Annotated in this window: 17 protein-coding genes and 1 pseudogene; 7 read left to right on the top strand and 11 right to left on the bottom strand. The window is 65.5% G+C overall.

What is annotated here, in order from left to right:
• The first annotated feature begins 135 nt into the window (after positions 1-135).
• The gene (locus RM543_RS15580; protein ID WP_311693217.1) at positions 136-450 is read left to right on the top strand and encodes an MOSC domain-containing protein; all 315 of its coding nucleotides are present in this window, start codon (positions 136-138) and stop codon (positions 448-450) included.
• Positions 451-506: 56 nt separating this feature from the next.
• Here RM543_RS15580 and typA read toward each other — a convergent pair whose 3' ends face one another.
• Complete coding sequence (typA, locus tag RM543_RS15575; RefSeq protein WP_311693214.1) at positions 507-2,324, bottom strand: translational GTPase TypA; 1,818 nt, start codon at positions 2,322-2,324, stop codon at positions 507-509.
• A 169-nt stretch (positions 2,325-2,493) separates the two neighbouring features.
• Between typA and RM543_RS15570 the strand changes: the two genes are divergently transcribed.
• The 3 genes from RM543_RS15570 to RM543_RS15560 all read left to right on the top strand — a co-directional run bounded on the left by RM543_RS15570 (position 2,494) and on the right by RM543_RS15560 (position 4,612).
• Positions 2,494-3,171: a DNA-3-methyladenine glycosylase family protein gene (locus RM543_RS15570; protein WP_311693212.1), complete on the top strand. Its 678-nt coding sequence runs from the start codon at positions 2,494-2,496 to the stop codon at positions 3,169-3,171.
• Positions 3,168-3,833, top strand: coding sequence for an alpha/beta hydrolase (locus RM543_RS15565; protein ID WP_311693210.1), 666 nt, complete (start codon positions 3,168-3,170; stop codon positions 3,831-3,833). The genes RM543_RS15570 and RM543_RS15565 overlap by 4 nt, the downstream gene beginning before the upstream one ends.
• A gap of 194 nt (positions 3,834-4,027) precedes the next feature.
• Positions 4,028-4,612: an HNH endonuclease gene (locus tag RM543_RS15560; RefSeq protein ID WP_311693208.1), complete on the top strand. Its 585-nt coding sequence runs from the start codon at positions 4,028-4,030 to the stop codon at positions 4,610-4,612.
• Positions 4,613-4,622: 10 nt separating this feature from the next.
• Here RM543_RS15560 and RM543_RS15555 read toward each other — a convergent pair whose 3' ends face one another.
• The 4 genes from RM543_RS15555 to RM543_RS15540 form a co-directional block, all read right to left on the bottom strand.
• Positions 4,623-4,958, bottom strand: a complete 336-nt coding sequence (locus RM543_RS15555; protein WP_311693206.1) for a DMT family transporter — start codon at positions 4,956-4,958, stop codon at positions 4,623-4,625.
• 560 nt (positions 4,959-5,518) lie between these two features.
• The gene (locus RM543_RS15550; RefSeq protein WP_311693204.1) at positions 5,519-5,914 is read right to left on the bottom strand and encodes a response regulator; all 396 of its coding nucleotides are present in this window, start codon (positions 5,912-5,914) and stop codon (positions 5,519-5,521) included.
• Positions 5,915-5,973: 59 nt separating this feature from the next.
• Entirely contained in the window at positions 5,974-7,641 is a 1,668-nt protein-coding gene (locus tag RM543_RS15545) for a PAS domain-containing sensor histidine kinase (RefSeq protein WP_311693202.1), read from the bottom strand.
• Positions 7,642-7,820: 179 nt separating this feature from the next.
• Positions 7,821-9,899 (bottom strand): sensor histidine kinase, encoded by a 2,079-nt coding sequence (locus RM543_RS15540; protein ID WP_311693200.1) that lies wholly within the window; start codon positions 9,897-9,899, stop codon positions 7,821-7,823.
• A gap of 385 nt (positions 9,900-10,284) precedes the next feature.
• On the opposite strand from RM543_RS15540, the gene pyrF reads away from it, so the two are divergent.
• Together pyrF and RM543_RS15530 are read left to right on the top strand one after the other, a co-directional pair.
• On the top strand, positions 10,285-11,184 hold the full coding sequence (gene pyrF / locus RM543_RS15535; RefSeq protein ID WP_311693198.1) for an orotidine-5'-phosphate decarboxylase: 900 nt from the start codon (positions 10,285-10,287) through the stop codon (positions 11,182-11,184).
• A gap of 597 nt (positions 11,185-11,781) precedes the next feature.
• A pseudogene (locus RM543_RS15530) lies at positions 11,782-12,714 on the top strand (IS5 family transposase).
• A gap of 144 nt (positions 12,715-12,858) precedes the next feature.
• Here RM543_RS15530 and RM543_RS15525 read toward each other — a convergent pair.
• The 5 genes from RM543_RS15525 to RM543_RS15505 are packed head-to-tail and all read right to left on the bottom strand — an operon-like array spanning position 12,859 to position 16,409.
• Entirely contained in the window at positions 12,859-14,451 is a 1,593-nt protein-coding gene (locus tag RM543_RS15525) for a multicopper oxidase family protein (protein ID WP_311693196.1), read from the bottom strand.
• A gap of 6 nt (positions 14,452-14,457) precedes the next feature.
• Complete coding sequence (locus RM543_RS15520; protein ID WP_091846755.1) at positions 14,458-14,844, bottom strand: rhodanese-like domain-containing protein; 387 nt, start codon at positions 14,842-14,844, stop codon at positions 14,458-14,460.
• Between the two features lie 12 nt (positions 14,845-14,856).
• Complete coding sequence (locus RM543_RS15515; protein ID WP_091846754.1) at positions 14,857-15,768, bottom strand: MBL fold metallo-hydrolase; 912 nt, start codon at positions 15,766-15,768, stop codon at positions 14,857-14,859.
• Between the two features lie 3 nt (positions 15,769-15,771).
• On the bottom strand, positions 15,772-16,206 hold the full coding sequence (locus RM543_RS15510) for a DUF6691 family protein (protein WP_091846753.1): 435 nt from the start codon (positions 16,204-16,206) through the stop codon (positions 15,772-15,774).
• Positions 16,207-16,217: 11 nt separating this feature from the next.
• Positions 16,218-16,409, bottom strand: a complete 192-nt coding sequence (locus RM543_RS15505) for a YeeE/YedE family protein (protein WP_311693191.1) — start codon at positions 16,407-16,409, stop codon at positions 16,218-16,220.
• Between the two features lie 39 nt (positions 16,410-16,448).
• Here RM543_RS15505 and RM543_RS15500 point away from each other — a divergent pair, with 39 nt between their 5' ends.
• Positions 16,449-16,661 carry an ArsR/SmtB family transcription factor gene (locus RM543_RS15500; protein WP_311693190.1) on the top strand — a complete coding sequence of 71 codons (213 nt, stop codon included), beginning with the start codon at positions 16,449-16,451 and terminating at the stop codon, positions 16,659-16,661.
• 30 nt (positions 16,662-16,691) lie between these two features.
• Here RM543_RS15500 and RM543_RS15495 read toward each other — a convergent pair whose 3' ends face one another.
• On the bottom strand, positions 16,692-18,083 hold the full coding sequence (locus RM543_RS15495; RefSeq protein ID WP_108892425.1) for an NADH-quinone oxidoreductase subunit N: 1,392 nt from the start codon (positions 18,081-18,083) through the stop codon (positions 16,692-16,694).
• Position 18,084 lies beyond the last annotated feature (1 nt).

Below are 18,084 nucleotides of genomic sequence, written 5' to 3'. Positions count from 1 at the left end.
CGGTTTCCAAGAGCGGGCCGGGTGGAGGCAATCCTCCTCCGGCCCGTTCGTCTGTCGGACCCTGTTCGAGTACCGGAGGTCCAGGTTCAGGAGGCGGGTCTCGAGGGAGATCATGCGCGGCCGGGCAAGAGAGCCGTGACGTTGATCCAGTGGGAGCATCTGCCGGTGATCGCGTCGCTGGCGGGGCGGACGGAGGTCGCGGCAGAGGTCTTGCGACGCAATCTCGTCGTGGCCGGGATCAACCTGTCGGCGCTGCGCGGGCGCGAGATCGATGTCGGCGGCGCACGGCTCAGGCTGACGGTGCCCTGCGCCCCGTGCTCGAGGATGGAAGCGGAGCTGGGGCCGGGGGGTTACAACGCGATGCGCGGCCACGGGGGCTGGTGTGCCGAGGTCGTCGCGCCGGGCCGGGTGGGCGCTGGCGATGCCGTCGTGGTAATTGCCGAAGACTGACGCCCGGGTAGAGAAGAACCGCCCGGCCACGGTCACCGCGGCCGGGCGATGCTCGGTCAGCCCGCGGCGCGGGACTGACGCTTGCGTTCGTGCGGGTCAAGGAAGCGCTTGCGAAGGCGGATCGCGTTCGGCGTCACTTCGACCAGCTCGTCATCGTCGATATAGGCGATGGCCTCCTCGAGCGACATGCGAACCGGCGTGGTGAGGCGGACGGCATCGTCGGTGCCGGAGGCGCGGACGTTGGTCAGCTTCTTGCCCTTCAGCGGGTTCACATCGAGGTCGTTCTCACGGCTGTGTTCGCCGATGATCATGCCCTCGTAGATCGCTTCCTGGGCGCCGATGAACATCTTGCCGCGGTCCTCGAGATTGAAGAGCGCGTAGGCGACGGAGGTGCCGTTCTCCATGGAGATCAGCACGCCGGCGCGGCGACCGGGGATCGTGCCCTTGTAGGGCTCCCAGCTGTGGAAGACGCGGTTCAGGACGCCCGTGCCGCGCGTGTCGGTCAGGAACTCTCCATGATAGCCGATGAGGCCACGGGAGGGGACATGCGCGACGATGCGTGTCTTGCCGGTCTGCTGCTTCATCTCGACGAGATCGCCGCGGCGGGCGCCGGTCAGCTTCTCGATGACAGCGCCGGAAAACTCGTCGTCCACGTCGATGGTGACTTCCTCGATCGGCTCCATCTGCTGGCCGCCCTCGTCGCGCATGATCACGCGGGGACGGGAGATCGAGAGCTCGAACCCCTCCCGCCGCATGTTCTCGATCAGGACGCCCATCTGGAGTTCGCCGCGGCCGGCGACCTCGAAGGCCTCGCCGCCCGGCGTGTCCGTGACGCGGATGGCGACGTTCTGCTCGGCCTCGGTCATCAGGCGCTCGCGGATGACGCGGGACTGGACCTTCTTGCCGTCGCGGCCAGCAAGGGGGCTGTCGTTGATGCCGAACGTCACGGAGATGGTCGGCGGGTCGATCGGCTGCGCGGGGATCGCGGTGTCGACATCGGTGGCGCAGATCGTGTCGGCGACGGTGGCCTTGCCCATGCCGGCGAGGGAGACGATGTCCCCCGCGACGCCTTCGTCGATGGGCTGCTGCTGCAGGCCGCGGAATGCCATGACCTTGGAGATGCGGAACTGTTCGATCCGGTCGCCCTTGCGGGACAGCGCCTTGACCGTATCACCCGCCTTCACGCGGCCGCTCTCGATCCGCCCGGTCAGGAGGCGACCGATGAAGGGGTCGGCGCCGAGCGTCGTGGCAAGCATCGTGAAGGCCTCATCCGAGCGGCCCTGCTGCTTCGGCGCGGGCACGTGGTGTGTGACGAGATCGAAGAGGGCGTCGAGGTTCTCGCGCGGTCCGTCCAGTTCCACGTCCGCCCAGCCGGCGCGGCCGGAGGCGTAGAGCGTCGGGAAGTCGAGCTGGTTCTCGTCCGCATCGAGACCGGCGAACAGGTCGAACACCTCGTCGAGCGCCCGGTCGGCATCGGCATCCGGCTTGTCGACCTTGTTCAGCACCACGATCGGGCGCAGCCCCAGCGCCAGAGCCTTGGAGGTGACGAACTTGGTCTGCGGCATCGGGCCTTCCGCGGCATCGACCAGCAGAACGACGCCGTCCACCATCGACAGGATGCGCTCGACCTCACCGCCGAAGTCGGCGTGACCCGGCGTGTCCACGATGTTGATCCGGGTGTTCTTCCACTCGACCGAGGTCGCCTTGGCGAGGATGGTGATGCCGCGCTCGCGCTCGAGATCGTTGCTGTCCATGGCCCGCTCGGCAACGGCCTGGTTCTCCCGGAAGGCGCCGGACTGGCGCAGGAGTTGGTCCACCAGGGTGGTCTTGCCGTGGTCAACGTGAGCGATGATCGCGATATTGCGAAGGTCCATGGGGTCGCCTTTTCGGGAGGGGTCGCGCGGCCCCTACACGGAATGCGGCTTCATTGCGAGTCTTTATGCTGCAACGCCGCGTGATTTGAGCGGCGGCCGGGCGGCGGTTGGCGAATGCCCGCCTGCGCGATATGCCGGGCGCCACGCACCGGACGTAAGGAGATCGCCCGTGGGCAGGGACGAGCTGAACGACATCGAAGGCGAACGGCATCACCCGGTTGCGGGTCGCATCATCGTGGACAAGGACTGCGTGGCCGAGGGCGCCGCCTGGCTCGCAAGTGCGGATCCGCGCTTCGCCGAGGCGCTGAAGGCGACCGGCCCGCTGCCGCTCCGTCGGCGCAAGGACGGGTTCGAGGCGCTTCTGGCCGCGATCGTGTCGCAGCAGGTCTCCGTCGCCGCGGCGGATTCGATCTGGAACAAGCTGAAAGCCGCTAAGCTGACCGGTCCGCGCAAGGTCCTCGGCGCCACGGACGAGGAGCTGAGGGCCTGCGGGCTCTCGCGTCAGAAGATCCGCTACGGCCGCGCCCTGGCGGCGGCGAAGATCGACTATGCCGCGCTGCGTGTCGCGCCGGAGGCGGAGGTCGTCGAGACCCTGACCGCCGTGCCCGGCATTGGCCGCTGGACGGCGGAGATCTACGCGATGTTCTCCCTCGGCCGGGCGGACATCTTCGCGCCCGGCGATCTGGCCTTGCAGGAATCGGCCCGGATCCTCTTCGATCTGGAGGACCGCCCGCGGGAAAAGGCGCTGAGGGATATGGCGGAGGCGTGGTCTCCCTGGCGGGCGGTTGCAGCACGGCTTCTCTGGGCCTACTTCCACATCGCCAAGCAACGCGAAGGGATCCGATGATGCGAGAGCTGAATGCGAAGCGCGCGGGAGCGCCGAAGGGCACCGCGAAACAGATCGTGATCTTCGTGCACGGCTACGGCGCGGACGGTGCGGACCTCCTGGGACTCGCCGGGCCGCTTGCGCCGCATCTGCCCGATACGGCCTTCTATGCCCCGGACGCGCCCGACCCGTCCTCCGCCAATCCCGCCGGCTTCCAGTGGTTTCCGATCCCCTGGATCGACGACTCGAGCGAGGAGGAGGCCGCCGAAGGCCTCGTCGCGTCGGCCGAGGATCTCGATGCGTTCATCACCCGGGTTCTGAACGACGAGGGGCTGGAGGCGGATCGCCTCGCCCTCGTCGGCTTCTCGCAGGGCACCATGATGTCCCTTCACGTGGCGCCGCGGCGCGAGGACCAGATCGCCGGGATCGCCGGCTTCTCGGGTCGTCTCGTCGCGCCCGAGCGGCTGCCGACCGAGGCGCTGTCCTTTCCGCCGATCCTCCTGCTCCACGGCGACCAGGACGACGTCGTCCCCTATCCGTCGATGGACGAGGCGGAGCGGGACCTCACAGCGGCCGGTTTTTCCGTCGCGACCTACACGATGGAGGGCACGCCTCACGGCATCGCTCCGGACGGGCTGGGGCAGGCGCTCGCCTTCCTGCAGGACGTCTTCGGGATCGATTGAGCGAAGGCGGGCGTAGTCCCCCTTCGTCATATCCCTGTCACCTCCCCGGTGCATCACGTCTCCCATAGGGCGCCGCCCCCCTCATGAAGAGGCTTGCGGGACCAAAAGCGCCATATATAGTCGATCTGAACTCCGGCGCGGCCCGGCTTCCGCGACGGACGCTTCAGGGCGCTGGATGCGGGGACGAATGACGGATGGACGGTGACTTCAGAACGCAGTTCGTGAGGGAGCCCGGCGGGCTCAAGCAACATCCCGCCCTCGTGCTCAATGCGGATTACAGACCGCTTTCCTACTACCCGCTGTCGCTTTGGCCCTGGCAGGAGGCGGTCAAGGCGGCTTGGCTCGACCGGGTCCAGATCGTGGCGGAGTACGACGAGTACGTGCATTCGCCTTCGACCAGGATCCGAATACCCTCGGTCGTCGTCCTCAGAGATTTCGTCAAACCCCAGAAGCGCGTGGCTTTCACGCGCTTTAATTTATTCTTGAGGGACGAATTCTGCTGCCAGTACTGCGGCAGCCGGGGGGATCTGACCTTCGACCACGTCGTGCCGCGGGCCCGTGGCGGGATAACGAGCTGGGAGAACGTCGTCGCGGCCTGCTCCCGCTGCAACCTGCGCAAGGGGTCGAAATCCCTCCGGCAGGTCGGCATGGCGCTGCGCAAGACCCCGAGGCAGCCGGGCTCCGAGGAGCTGCGCAACATGGGCCGGCGCTTTCCGCCCGGCCACCTGCATGAAAGCTGGCTCGATTTTCTCTACTGGGATGCCGAACTGGAGGCGTGAGGCCGGATCGTCAATGCGTCGCGCTGTCCGACAGCAGGTGCATCACAAGGACGCCGGCCATGATCAGGCCGATGCCGACCACGGCCCAGAAATCCAGCTTCTGGCTGAACACGACGAGGCCGATCAGCGCGATGAAGACCATGCCGAGGCCCGACCAGATCGCGTAGACGATCCCCATCGGCATCGTCTTCAGGGCCAGCGCCATGAACCAGAAAGATGCGCCATAGGCGACGAAGACGACGATCGACGGGGTAAGCCTGGTGAATTGCTGGCTCGCCTGAAGCGCCGTCGTGCCGATGGTCTCGGTCGCGATGGCGATCACGAGATAGAGATAGGGCAGGGGCATCGAAGTCCTCAATCCGCGATGTATCGAGCGCGCCGGTGATCGAAGGCGATGACGCCATCGAGCACCGGTGCGCCAGACAGCGAATAGACCAGGGCGGACGCGGGGAACAGGGCCAGTGCGACCATGAAGATCACCGCCTATACGGTGAGTTTCAGGTCGCCGGCAAAAAATTCCATCGGGTCCCGCACCATCGGCGCCACCACGCAGATCCCGCCGGGGGACGCCTTGTGGTTCGTCTGGGCTGAGCGCAAGACCGGCGGTGCGGTCAATGACACGGCCGAGATGCCCGAGAGGGGAGATGCCGGTGGCTCGGGAGAACGACGCCGACTGCGAGGCCCCGAGCGTCCTGTGGCACTGTGTGGCGGACGGCACCGGGAGCGTAGGCAGGGGCGCTTGCATGACCCGGAACTGGACCGGCAGGATGACGCGCACCGGCCCGCACATGCATAGCGGACAGCTCAGGAGAGCTGATTTGCCTCGAAGTACGGCAGCTGGCCGCACAATGCGGCCTTCGTGACGTTCTGCCCGCCCGCGACTTTGCGTGGACGGACGGTCCTGCCTCAGGCCGCTGCCACCGATTGTCCATCCCAGGCCCTCTGCACCACTTGGGGCAGGGTCATCGGGTCGAACGGCTTCGTGATCACGTCGATGGCGCCCTGACCGAGCAGCCGGGAGACGTTCTCGGAATGGGCCTTGGCGGTCACGAAAACGACGGGGGTATTCTCTTGGCCGGGGATCTGACGCAGCCGGCTCAGCGTTTCCTCTCCGTCCATGCAGGGCATCATCACGTCGAGCAGGATGAGGTCGGGAGCAAAGCTCGTCACGAGGCCGAGGGCATCGGCACCGCTCGACGCTTGCGCGACTTCGAAGCCGCCGACACTCTCCAGGGACATCCGGGCGATGAACTGGATGTCGACGTCATCGTCGACGTGAAGGATCTTACGTAATGCTTGCATGCGTCATTCCCTTTCCTCGAATTCCGACTCAGTACGGGAACCGTCGCGCCGAAATCGGGTTATTCTGCGGCGACTTTTCGCTCGGATCCGATTTCCGCTTTCGGCAGGTCGACGAAGAAGGTCGTGCCGTAGCCGACGTCGCTCTCGAAATCGATACGCCCGTCATGCCGCTCGACGATGGCCTTGACGATGGACAGGCCGAGGCCTGTGCCGACGCGGGGCTTGCCGTCCGTGGGCCGGACTTGGCTGAATTTCTCGAACACCTGGTCGCGTTGATCTTCGGAAATGCCGGGGCCCGTGTCGGTCACCGAGATCCTCCAGTCGATTCCGGCGTCGGACAAGGCGATCTTCACCGCGCTGCCGGGGGAGGAGTACTTGCAGGCGTTCGAGAGAAGGTTCGAGACGACCTGCATTAGGCGATCGGCGTTGGCGATGACTTGGCGCGGCCCGTCATCGAGCCCCTCACCTTCGAAGCTGACGCCGAATTCGTCCCCGTACCCGCCATTGATCTCCATCGATTCCTTGAGGAAGCCGGCAAGGTCCATGGTGCGGCAGACGAAGTCCATCTTGCCGGCCTCGATCTTTTCGAGGTCCAGCATGTCGTTCACGACCAGCAGCAGTCGTTCGCTGTTGCGGTAGGCGATGTCGATCACGGGCTGGGCGCGCTCCGGCAGCTGGCCGGTGACACCGGCCCGGGCCAGCCCGAGCGCCCCCTTGATGGCCGTCAGCGGCGTGCGAAGCTCGTGGCTGACCGTGGACACGAAGGCGCGCTTGGCGGCTTCGACCTCCTTGCGCTCCGAGATGTCCCGCACCACGGCGACGTAGGCGGGCTTGTCGAACGGCTCGTTGATGATCTGGACGTTCACTTCCACAGGTTCGCCCATGTGATCTGTCTCGTAGACCAGCGACGTCCTGGTCCGGTCGTGAAGGGATGCGACGCGATCACGGAATTCTGTCCGGTCGAAATTGTGGAACGCCTCCTCGACCGACTTGTTCTTCCACTCGTCCTCGCCCCAGCCGTTTATCCCGGCCAGGTGATGCCGCGCCTTGGCGTTGGCGTAGATCAGGGTGAAGGTCACGCTGCAGATGATGAAGACCTCGTCCGACAGCTCGTCCAGGAGGGTGGTCTGCTGCTGGTAGGCCTCGGCCCGGCGAGATGCGGTGACGTCCGTACGGATGGCAACGCTGCGGATATGATTGCCGCGGGAATCGTTCAGCGGAACGATGGAGCACTGCATCGAGCGGCTCTCGCCGGACTTGGTGACAAGCGTCTGCTCGCCGGCCCAGGTCTTGCCCGCTGCCAGGTGCCCCAGGATCTCCTCGAACAGGGCGCTCTTCTCCTCGGGATAGAGGACCGCGGTGGACTTGCCGATGATCTCCTCGCGCGAATACCCGAAGACCTGAGCGAAGTTCTCGTTGATGTCGAAGATCGTGCCGGTGGGATCGGAGTAATCGACGATGGCATGCTCGCTGATCGCCTGATTGTGGATCACGAGTTCCTCGTCCTTGCGCAGCAGAAGCTTGTTCTGCAGGCGGATCGCCTGGATGCCGCGAAGGAACGCAAGAAGAAAGCCGGTACAGGCGAGAATGCCGAAGAGCAGCGTCTCGCGCGTGAGGGTCGGGGGGATCGCGCTGTCCGCGTGGTCCCAGATGACCGGGGTGAGGAAGTAGACCAACGACGTCATCGCCCCGCCGACGAGAAACGCGGAGGCCGTGGGAAAGGACATCAATCTTCGCATGGTCATCTGCCCACGTTTACGTTCGACACACTCAACTCGGCACTTTCGCGGGCGTTGCCCATGGCACGTCGTATTCATCGACCGCCATGCCGGTCATAGTCGGTCGAAAATGTGTTCAATCATTGGCGTTGTGAATGACGCTCCCGGCCGATCCGGAGCCCCGTTCGTCACTGATGATCCTCTGCGGCCTTCAGCGCAATACACAGGATATCGTCGATACTCGTCCGCGTCTTCACGAGATTCCGCGTCACGCGCGGGTCGCTCCAGGACGTCTCGGAATTGGAGAAGCCGAGGATGACGGGCGGCGGATCGCCGGCGAAGTCGAGAATGTCCCGGCCGTTCCCGTCGGGCAGGTCCAGGTCCACGATGATCACATCGAAGGCGTGCGAATCGAGCAGGCGGACCGCGGCGGCGAAGCTTCCGGCGCGGACGTACTCGGCCTGTCCCTTGAGGGCACTGCGGAAAATGTCGCCGAAGCCGCTTTCCGGCTCGACATGCAGGATCGAAGGCAGGGAGCTCTTGGCCGGGGGAGAGGCCGTCGTCCCGGCGGCGTCGATCCGCGGCAGGCGGATCCAGAACTTGGAGCCGATCCCTTCCTCGCTCTGGAAGCCGATCCGGCCGCCCATCCGGTTGACCGAGAGATTGGACACGTAGAGCCCGATTCCGGACCCGCCCTGTTCGCGGGTGGAGGAACTGTCGGCCTGTGTGAAGCGGTCGAATACCTTGTCGCGGAAGGAGACGGGAATGCCGCAGCCGCTGTCCTCGACCCAGACGGTGACGTCGTTTTCGTCCGAGCAAACCCGAAGGATGACCTCGCTTTCGGGGTCGGAAAACTTGATCGCGTTCGACAGGATCGCTTCCATTGCCTTGCCGAGACGCGCCGCGTCGACCATCGCCTCCCCCTCGGCCTCCTCGGCGATCGTCACCCTGATGTTCTTGTTGATGGCGGCCGCAGCGACGCTCTCCACGGCCTCGCGGGCAATGTCCGCGACCGGAGACGGTTCGAAATCGAAGACGGTATCGGGCGCGGTGAGTCGTTCCACGTCGAGGATGTCGTTGACCATGTCGATCAGTCGCTTCGAGTTGGTCTCGGCAATCGACAAGAGCCGCTTCACCCCGTCGGCCTGGCTCTCGTCGGCATAGAGCTGCGACAACAGGCGGATCGCGCCATGGACCGAGGTGAGCGGCGTTCTCAGCTCGTGGCTCATGGTGGCGAGGAATTGTGCCTTCGCCTCGTCGAGCTCCTTGTCGCGCGAAATGTCCCGCGCCTGGGCGACGATGATGCCGTCCATGCCTTCTGTCCCCGGATCGTAGCTCACGCTGAGACGTGCCCAACAGCCCGAACCGTCCTTCCTGCGGATGTGCTTCTCCGTCTCGTAGCGGCGCAGCGTGCCGCGCCTCAGCGCATCGATCCGGTTCCGCGAGGCCTCGAGGTCGTCCGGGAAGGACAGGGTCGACAGGGTGACACCGATGATGTCGGAGTAGGTGAAGCCGACGAGTTCACAGAAGGCATTATTGGCGTCGATGATGGCACCGCCCAGGCTGCACAGCGCGGTCGGGGACGGGGAATTGCCGACGCTTTCGCGGAACCTGCGCTGGCTCGCGGCCAGCTGGGCCTGCAGGCGGTAGTGATCGTCCAGATCGAACTGCACGCCGGTCAGGCGCTGCGGATTGCCCCTGTGGTCGCGCTCGCTGACGACCGAAACCGACCGCGTCCACATCCAGCGGCCGTCCGGGCGGAGAAACCGGTACGTGGTATCCGTGACCTCGGTTTCGCCTGCGTAGCATGCGGCATCGGAGGCGGCGACACGGGCGGTATCTTCGGGATGAACGCGGGCCAGCCATTCGGCCTGCGGGTCGAACGTGGCGCCGGGCGCGGTATCGAACCCGAGAATCTCTAGCCATTTCGGTGTGACGACGGACTTGTCGGACGGGATATCGACCTCGAAGATGCCGACCCCTCCGGCCTCGAGCGCCCCTGCCAGCCTGAGCTCGCCGGCAGACCGCTGGGCGGGGGTCACGTCCGAGACGCGCAATGTGAGCGCCGTGCCGGCGACGCCGAGGTTGTCGGACTGGGCATCGAGCGGAACCCGGGTGCCCAGGCGCGCCTCGGTCCTGATCTGGATCGGCCCCGAACCGGCTCTACTATGCCCGAGCAGCACGGCGGCGTCCTCGACGCCCAGGAAATCCGACAGGGCACGCCCCACGATCTCGTTGCCGTCCAGCTCCAGCATACCTTCGGCCACGCCGTTGGAACTGCGGACGCATCCGTGTTGGTCGACCCTCAGGAGAGCGCTCGGAGAGGATGGCAGGGATGGAAGCGGGGCCGGGCGGTCTGGCGCGTCGCCGGCATCTCGGGCGGCACCCGAAATCTGGCCGGTGACGAAATTCGGCAGTTTCACCACGGACCCTCCTCCGAACACACATAGGCGCGACCCGCGCAAAGCGGCCGATCCCTGTCAGCTGATGAGGTAGCGTCGATCATGGTGTGGTTCTGAACTGCTTGGTTTAATATGCACTAGAAATCGGTCGATTACTTTGACTTATCGTATGAGCATTCAAAATAGCGTCAAGTTGCAATACCCCGTAATGACGGGCCGTTACTGACGGTCGCAACCACCCTTTATGTAGGTGCCCCAGGGGCATCTTTCCACTCGCCTCCGGGAAAGGACCACCCGCGTGATCTCTGCACCTCCCTCGTTCGCGTCACGATTCGCTTCGATTTCCGCCCGACGTTCCCCCTTCTGCATGGGCTGCGATCCGAGCCCTGAGACGCTGGAGAGCTGGGGCCTCGAGGCGGGCCCAGCCGGACTGGCGCAATTTGTCGACATCGTTCTGGAAGCGGCCGAAGGGGCCGTGGGGATCGTCAAGCCGCAGGTCGCCTTCTTCGAGGCCTTCGGACCCGCCGGCATCGCGGAACTCGCACGTCTCATCACGGGGATGCAGGCGAGTGGCATCCTCGTGATCGCCGATGCCAAGCGCGGCGACATAGGGTCCTCGATGGAAGCCTATGCCCGCGCCTGGATCGGTGAGGGCGGCTTCGGCGCCGACGCCGTGACGGCAAACGCCTATCTCGGGGCGGGGACCCTCGCGCCTCTTTTGTCCCGTGCCGCGTCCTGCGGGGCGGGGGTCTTCACGGTCGTGCGGTCATCCAACCCCGAGGGCGCGGCCCTTCAGGATGCGCGGCAGGGGGACGTCGCGGTCGCCGACGCGCTGGCCGGCGCGCTAACCGAACAGAACGCGGCCCTCGCCGCAGGAGAGCCCGTCGGTCCCGCCGGCGCGGTCATCGGCGCAACGCTCGGCGCAGCGGCCTCCGGCACGGTTGCACGATTGCCGGCCTCGCTTTTCCTCGTTCCGGGGATCGGCGCGCAGGGCGCGGGCTTCGGCGATCTCGAAGGCATTTTCGGCGAGGCGCTCCCCCGCGTGATCCCGACCTCCTCCCGCGCTGTTCTGGCGGCGGGGCCGAGGATTGCCGATCTGAAGGCGGCCCTGGCCGATCATGTCGGCGCGGCGATGGCCCTGCGGGGATGAGCCGGCCACATCTGCAACAGGACGAGGACCTCGCGCAACGGCGCGGGGTCCGACATTCGGCGATGTAAGCGGAGGAACGATCGCAGCCACAGTAAAGCCCGCCCCGATGGGGCGCCCGCGGCACGGGGATAAGCTGCTGATACTTCTGGGGGAAGTGGTAGCCCGTAGGGGGCGGGAGTAAGGACGAAGAAACAGAAGGTTAGGGCGAAGTGGGACACTCAAAGTTCTCATAGTTTTCCGCAGCATTCTGAGGAAAAAGTCCCACTGATGGACTTGACGGATTGTTTCAACTTGTCAATGGGTTGCTACGTCTAGTGCGCACTGGATGTTCAGGTTTTCCCACGTCAGGTGAGGCCCGGGCTACCGGCATGATCGGCGCTGGGAAAAGGATGTATGATTGGGTGTATGAGCGCCGGTGGGACATCCGACCATATTGCAAGCTCTAAGTGGTGGCTCAAACAATGGACAGGGTTGATTGGTTTCTCGGCGGGCTAAGACCGTCAGCGAATAGATCATCGATAATGGATCACTAGGGACCTTGTTGCACGAAGGCTGCCCGGGACTCACATCACGAGTCCAGAGGCATAGCTGGGCGGCATGTCCAAGCCTGCGCCCACCCGCTGCCGCACTCTGAACTGGTCTGCCTACAATGCCTCGCTGCGTGAGCGCGACTCGCTGAGGGTCTGGTTCGACCCGTCGGCGCCCTGGTACGTGGCACCCTCAGGCAAGCGCGGCGCGCAGCCGATCTACAGCGACGCCGCGGTCCAGGCGTGTTTGACGGTGAAGGTTCTGTTCGGCTTGCCGCTTCGCCAGACCACGGGCTTCGTGGCGAGCCTGCTGCGGCTTGCGGGCCTCGACTGGTCAGTGCCGGACTTCTCGACGCTCTGCCGACGCCAGAAGACGCTGGCCGTGCAGCTGCCCTACCGGGGCTCAGGCGGGCCGTTGCACCTGCTTGTGGACAGCACGGGCATCAAGGCCCGGGGCGAAGGGGAATGGCACGCACGCAAGCATGGTGAGGCCAAGCGGCGCGTCTGGCGCAAAGTTTACTTGGCTGTCGACGAGGCGACGCTCGAGGTCCGAGCGGTCGAAGTCACCGGCAGCGGGGTGGGCGACGCGCCTATGCTGCCGAGCCTGCTCGATCATACCCACGAGGGCGAGCCGATCGACTTCGTCACCGCCGACGGCGCATATGACGGGCGGGCCTGCCGCGATGCCATCGCCGGCCGGGGCGCCAATGCGATCATCCCACCGCGCCGCAACGCCAAGCCCTGAAAGAAGGACAGCCCCGGCGCAGGAGCACGGAACGAAGCACTGCGGGCTATCGAGCGGCTCGGCCGCACGATCTGGCGACGCTGGAGCGGCTACCATCGGCGCAGCCGCGTCGAGACTAAGATGAACTGCATGAAGCTCCTCGGTCAGAAACTCGCCGCCCGCGACTTCGGTCGTCAGACCGCCGAACTCCAAGTCCGCATCGCCATCCTCAACCGCTTTACGGCCCTCGGCACTCCCGTCACGCAGCCAGTTGGCTGAAATCGGGCGGGGAAAGGGGTTCTCTGACCTTCAGACGCTTCATGCAACAGCGCCATATTCATAGTATCGTACCTTTCTTCCTTGGAGTTGTTCTTTCCAACCAGATGGAAAATCGGTGGTTTCGATGTGAAACCGGGTCAGACGTCATAGAACCGTGAACTGACCCATCATGCCGGCATCCTCGTGTTCCAGGATGTGGCAATGATACATAAACGGCGCATCTGCCGTCGCGCGCTTGTCGAACCGCAGCAATATCTCGGTCGGACCCTGAACGTGCACGACATCCGTCCAACCGATCCGGGCCGGATCGACAGACCGCCCGTTTTGTGTGACGACCTGGAAGGATGTTCCGTGCACGTGGAACGGGTGCATCGCCATGTCCGCATTGATGCGCCAAAGCTCGGTTTCGCCGTGCGGCACCTGAAGGTCGATGCGTCCCATGTCGTAGGACTCGTCGTTGATCCCCATGATCTGTCCGTCGCGCCCGATCAGGTTGTTCAACATGCTGCCCATCATGTTCCCGGCATGCATGTTCAACGTGAAGTCGCGGCGACGCACGGGTTCGCCCAGATCGACGACGGGTGCGGGCAAGGCTTCGGGAAGGCGCGCGGGACCGGGGTTGCGGGCATCGGCGATTTCGAAGGACAGAATTTCGAGCGGCGAACCTTCGGCACCGCCGCCCATCATGCCGCCGTTGCCACCCATCATGCCACTGTTGCCCATCATGCCACCGCCCATCATGCCCGATCCGCCTCGGGTAGAGACCAGCCGTACCGCGGCGCGATCCGAGAAATCCACCACGATCTCGGCTCGTTCGGCGGCGGCCAGACGCAGGCCGGTCATGGAGATGGGTGCGGTCGGCAGGCCGCCATCGCTGGCGACCTGGTGAAAAGTCCGCCCATCCGTGAAGCTGAAATTATACATCCGCGCGTTCGATCCGTTCACGAGACGCAGGCGCACCAAACCCGCAGGGACGGTCAGCTTCGGGCGGATCGCCCCATTCACCAGAATCTCGGTCCCGTGAAAGCCCTGCATCAGGTCCATCATTCCGATGTCGTAGGTCATCCGGCCCGCGCCGTCGAAGCTGCGATCCTGCACGATCAGCGGGAAATCGTTGACGCCGTAATCGCGCGGCAACGGATCGTCGATATCGGGATCGTCGATGACGATCAGTCCGGCAAGGCCGCGATAGACCTGATCCGCCGTGCGGCCGTGCACGTGGCTGTGGTAGAAGAGGGTCGCCGCAGGGTGGTCGATTGGCAGTTCCGGCGACCAGGTCTCGCCCGGACCGAAGGCGAGTTGCGGTCCGCCATCCAGATGACCCGGCACGTGCATACCGTGCCAGTGGGCTGTGATCGGCGCGTCGATGCGGTTCGTCACGTCGATATTGGCAGTTTGTCCGCGTCGAAATCGCAAGAGCGGCCCCAGATAGTCTTGCGAATATCCCAGAGTGTCCGACCTGACGCCAGCGACAAACTCGCGGGTGCTTCTGATCGCTTCAAGGTTGTTTCCCGATCCGGGGCCAACATCCATGACCTCCGGCACAGGAAGCGGCGCGCCTGGTTCCGCCGCATTTGCGCGCCGGACGAATAAGGTGGGCGCAGCCAGCGCGGCGGTGGTGAGAGACAGGAATTGGCGGCGTTTCATTGGAAGTGCTCCGTCATGGGAAGACTTGCGTCGGCAGCGTTTTGGTTCGAGAGGGCGGGAAGGGGACAGATGCCTTCGATGACACGGCATTCCCTGCTAGTCCTTCAGCGGCAGGTCCGCCTTTTTCCAGCCCTCAAGCCCGCCTTCGATCACCGTGGCCTCGTAGCCCATCTGTCGCAGGCTGTCGGCCGCAAGCGCCGCGCGGGCGCCCGAGGCGCACAGGACGTGGACCCGGCCACCGCCGCCGCGTTTGGCGGTCAGGGCATCGTTGGCCTTGCCGGTGTCGGGGTCGGCCTGCGCTTCGGCTAGGCCGCGGGGGATGTGGATCGCGCCCGCGATGGCACCGTCGCTGTCCAGTTCGACCGGTTCGCGCACGTCGAGGATCACGTCGCCGTCCCGCGCTGCTTTATGCGCGTCCGTAGGGCTGATCGCATCGACGCGCGACCGGGCCTCTGCCACGAGGGCTTTCAGGGATTTTGCCATATTTTTCGCCTTTCAGAACTTATTGAGCGGAATCTTGAGATAGTGCGCACCGTCGTTCTCGGCCTCGGGCAGCCGCCCGGCGCGCAGGTTGATCTGCAATGCCGCCAGCATCCGGTCGGGCAGGGCCAGCGTGGTGTCCCGCGCCTCGCGCTTCTCGATATAGTCGCGCTTGTCGGTGCCGTCCTTGACATGGACGTTTCGGGCCTTGTGCTCGGCGACCGTGGCCTCCCATTCCGGCGTGTCGCGCCCTTCGGCCCCGTAATCGTGGCCGACGACCAGCCGCGTCTCCTTCGGCAGGGACAGAATGTCTTGTAGCGAATACCAGAGGTCGTCGGCCGAGCCACCGGGAAAGTCGGCGCGTGCCGTGCCGCTGTCGGGCTGCATCAGCGTGTCATGCACGAAGGCCGCATCGCCGCAGAGATAGGTGATCGAGCCCAGTGTGTGGTCCGGCGACAGCGTCACGCGCAGCTCCAGATCGCCGACGCGGAACGTGTCGCCATCCTCGAAAAGCCGGTCGAAATCGCGGTCCGGATCGAAGGCCTCGGGCGTGTTGTAATAGTCGCGCCAGAGGTCTGCGATCTCGCGCACCTTTTCACCAATAGCGTTGGGAGCGCCGATGCGCTCCTTCAGCCGCGCCGAGGCCATCACGTGGTCGGCATGGGGGTGGGTGTCGAGCACCCATTCGACGTGCAGGTCATGCTTTTCGACCAGGCCCAGCACCTGCTCCATGCTGCGCTCGCTCAGCGCGAAGCTCGCGGGGTCGAAGTTCAGTACCACGTCGATCAGGACCGCCTTCTTCGTCGCCGGGTCGGCGCAGATATACTGGATCGAGCCGGTATCGGGCTCGTAGATCCCCCAGACATCGGGGCTGTCGGGACCGGTTGAGGCCGAAAGGCGGACGATGGGGTCGTTCAGTTCGGACATGGATCACGCTCCTTTGCTTGCGAGACGGGTCGCGGATTTGCCGAGATCGGCCAGCACGATCCCGACCAGCATCGCGGGCAGGAACACCAGCGTGCCCGGTGCCCCCATCGCCAGCGATGTCCAGGCGGGACCGGGGCAGAAGCCGCCCAAGCCCCATCCCGCACCGAAGATCGCGGCGCCGGTCAGCAGCGGCGCGTCGATGGTCGTGCCTGTCGGCAGGTCGAACGTTTTACCCAGCACGGGCGCGTCGCGACGCCAGACCAGACGATAGCCCAGGAAGGCCGTCACCGACGCGCCGCCCATCACGAAGGCGAGGCTGGGATCCCACGGCCCCAATATGTCCAGGAAGTTCAGCACCTTCGCCGGGTCGGACATGCCCGACACGATCAGCCCGATCCCGAAGATCAGACCCGCGACGAAGCCCATGGCGTTGCGCATGACGGGTCTCCCTAGATGGCGTGGCGGATGAAGGTGGTCGTCGCGACGGCCGCGACGAGGAAGGTGGCGACAGCCGCCGCAGACCGCGGCGATAGACGCGCCAGACCGCAGACCCCGTGCCCGGACGTGCAACCCGACCCGAAGGCCGTGCCGAACCCGACCAGAAGACCGGCCAGCGCCATGCCCCAGAGGTTAATTGGCACGGTCTGCTGCGGTAAGGATCCCGTCGCCAGGAGCGATCGGTGGGCGCGCTGCAGGGCCAGCTTGCGCTTAGCCAATCGGCGCTCAGCCAGCACCTTGCCCGCCTTCGCGCGGCGGGCATGGTCGCGACGCGGCGCGAAAGCCAAAGCATCTTCTACCGCATCGCCGATCCGCGCCTGCACGATCTGATCGACGCGCTTTACCGAATCTACTGCGCGGATGCGGGGGACGGGGAGCGGCCCCCGGACGTCTGACCCGTTCGGTGCGGTGCGGCAAGGTCGCGTTCACGGCAGCAGGGCGCGGGGCAGGGCGGACCAGACGGGGGACCAGAGGAATGTGGTGGCCAGAAGCAGCGCGAACAGGGCCCAGAACGTGGCGCGCGCCGTGCCGCCCAGCGTCGCCATCGCGCCTTCGGGTCGGGAAAACACCGCGGGCCCGATGACACGCAGGTAGTAGAACAGCGAAAGGATTGTGTTGGCGACGGCTACAACGACGAGCCAGGCCAGACCCGCTTCGAGCGTGGCCACGAACAACGCGAACTTCCCCAGGAATCCGGCAAGCGGCGGGATGCCGACGAAGGACAGGAAGGCAAGTGTCAGGGCGATTGCCGGGCCGGGGTGCTTTCTGATCAAACCACGGTAGTCCGCGATGGCAGTGCGTCCCCGCAATTCGACGATGGCCGCGAAGGCGAGCAGGTTGGCGATGCCATAGACGCTCATGAAAGCCAGGAGCGCGGGCAGGGCGTCCGGGACCGCGCCCGCCACGGCGACGGCCATCAGCGCGTAGCCCGTCTGGCTGATCGACGACCACCCGACAAGGCGGCGTACATCGTCCTGCCACAGCGCGCAAAGGTTGCCGACCGTCATCGTCGCGGCAGCCACCAGCGCGACAAGCAGCGGCAGGGCTTGCGTTTCGGGGGTCAGCGCGACCAAGCGGTAGAGCGCCACGGCCGCGGCAAGCTTGGGGATCACGGTCAGGAACGCGGCCGCAGGGGCGGGCGCGCCTTCGGCGACGTCCGGCACCCAGGTATGGGCGGGCACGGCACCCAGCTTGAAGAACAGGCCCATCAGCACGAGGGTCAGGCCCGCAAGCGCGACGGGATTGTCCGGGATCGCGCCGGCGAGGTCGCGGTAATCGGTGCTGCCCGCCATGCCCATCACGAAGACCACGCCGATCACCAGAAGCGCGTTGGCCAATGCGCCGACCAGGAAATACTTCATTCCCGCTTCCAGCGAGATCGCCCAGTCGCGGTGATAGGCGGCCAGAACGTATCCCGTGACCGACGACAGCAGCACGCCCATCACCAGCTGCATCAGATCCGCCGCCCCCGCCATCGCCATTGCGCCGAGGGTCGAAAACAGAAGCATCGCGTAGAATTCGCCGTGTCGGCGGTCGGTGGCGAACCAGCGCGGCGCAAGGCCGACGCACAGGAGCGTCAGGCCCGGTATGGCGAACCGCGCCCATGTCGTGGCCCCGTCCAAGGCGAAGGTGCCCGAAAAGGTCAAACGGTGCGCATCGGACTGTGCCCAGGCGAAAGCCATGGACAGGGCCAGCCCCGCCGCCGCCAGCAGGGCGCACCAGCCGTGGCGGCGCTGCGGCAGGACCATCGCCAGAAGAAGCACGGCGACCGCCGTCAACAGGACCGCCAGTTCCGGGGCGAGATCGCCGATGGGCATG

Source organism: Tropicimonas omnivorans (genome assembly GCF_031846565.1).
GTDB lineage: Bacteria > Pseudomonadota > Alphaproteobacteria > Rhodobacterales > Rhodobacteraceae > Tropicimonas_B > Tropicimonas_B omnivorans.
Note: the sequence above shows the minus strand (reverse complement) of the source record. Positions and strands in the feature narration are given on the sequence as shown.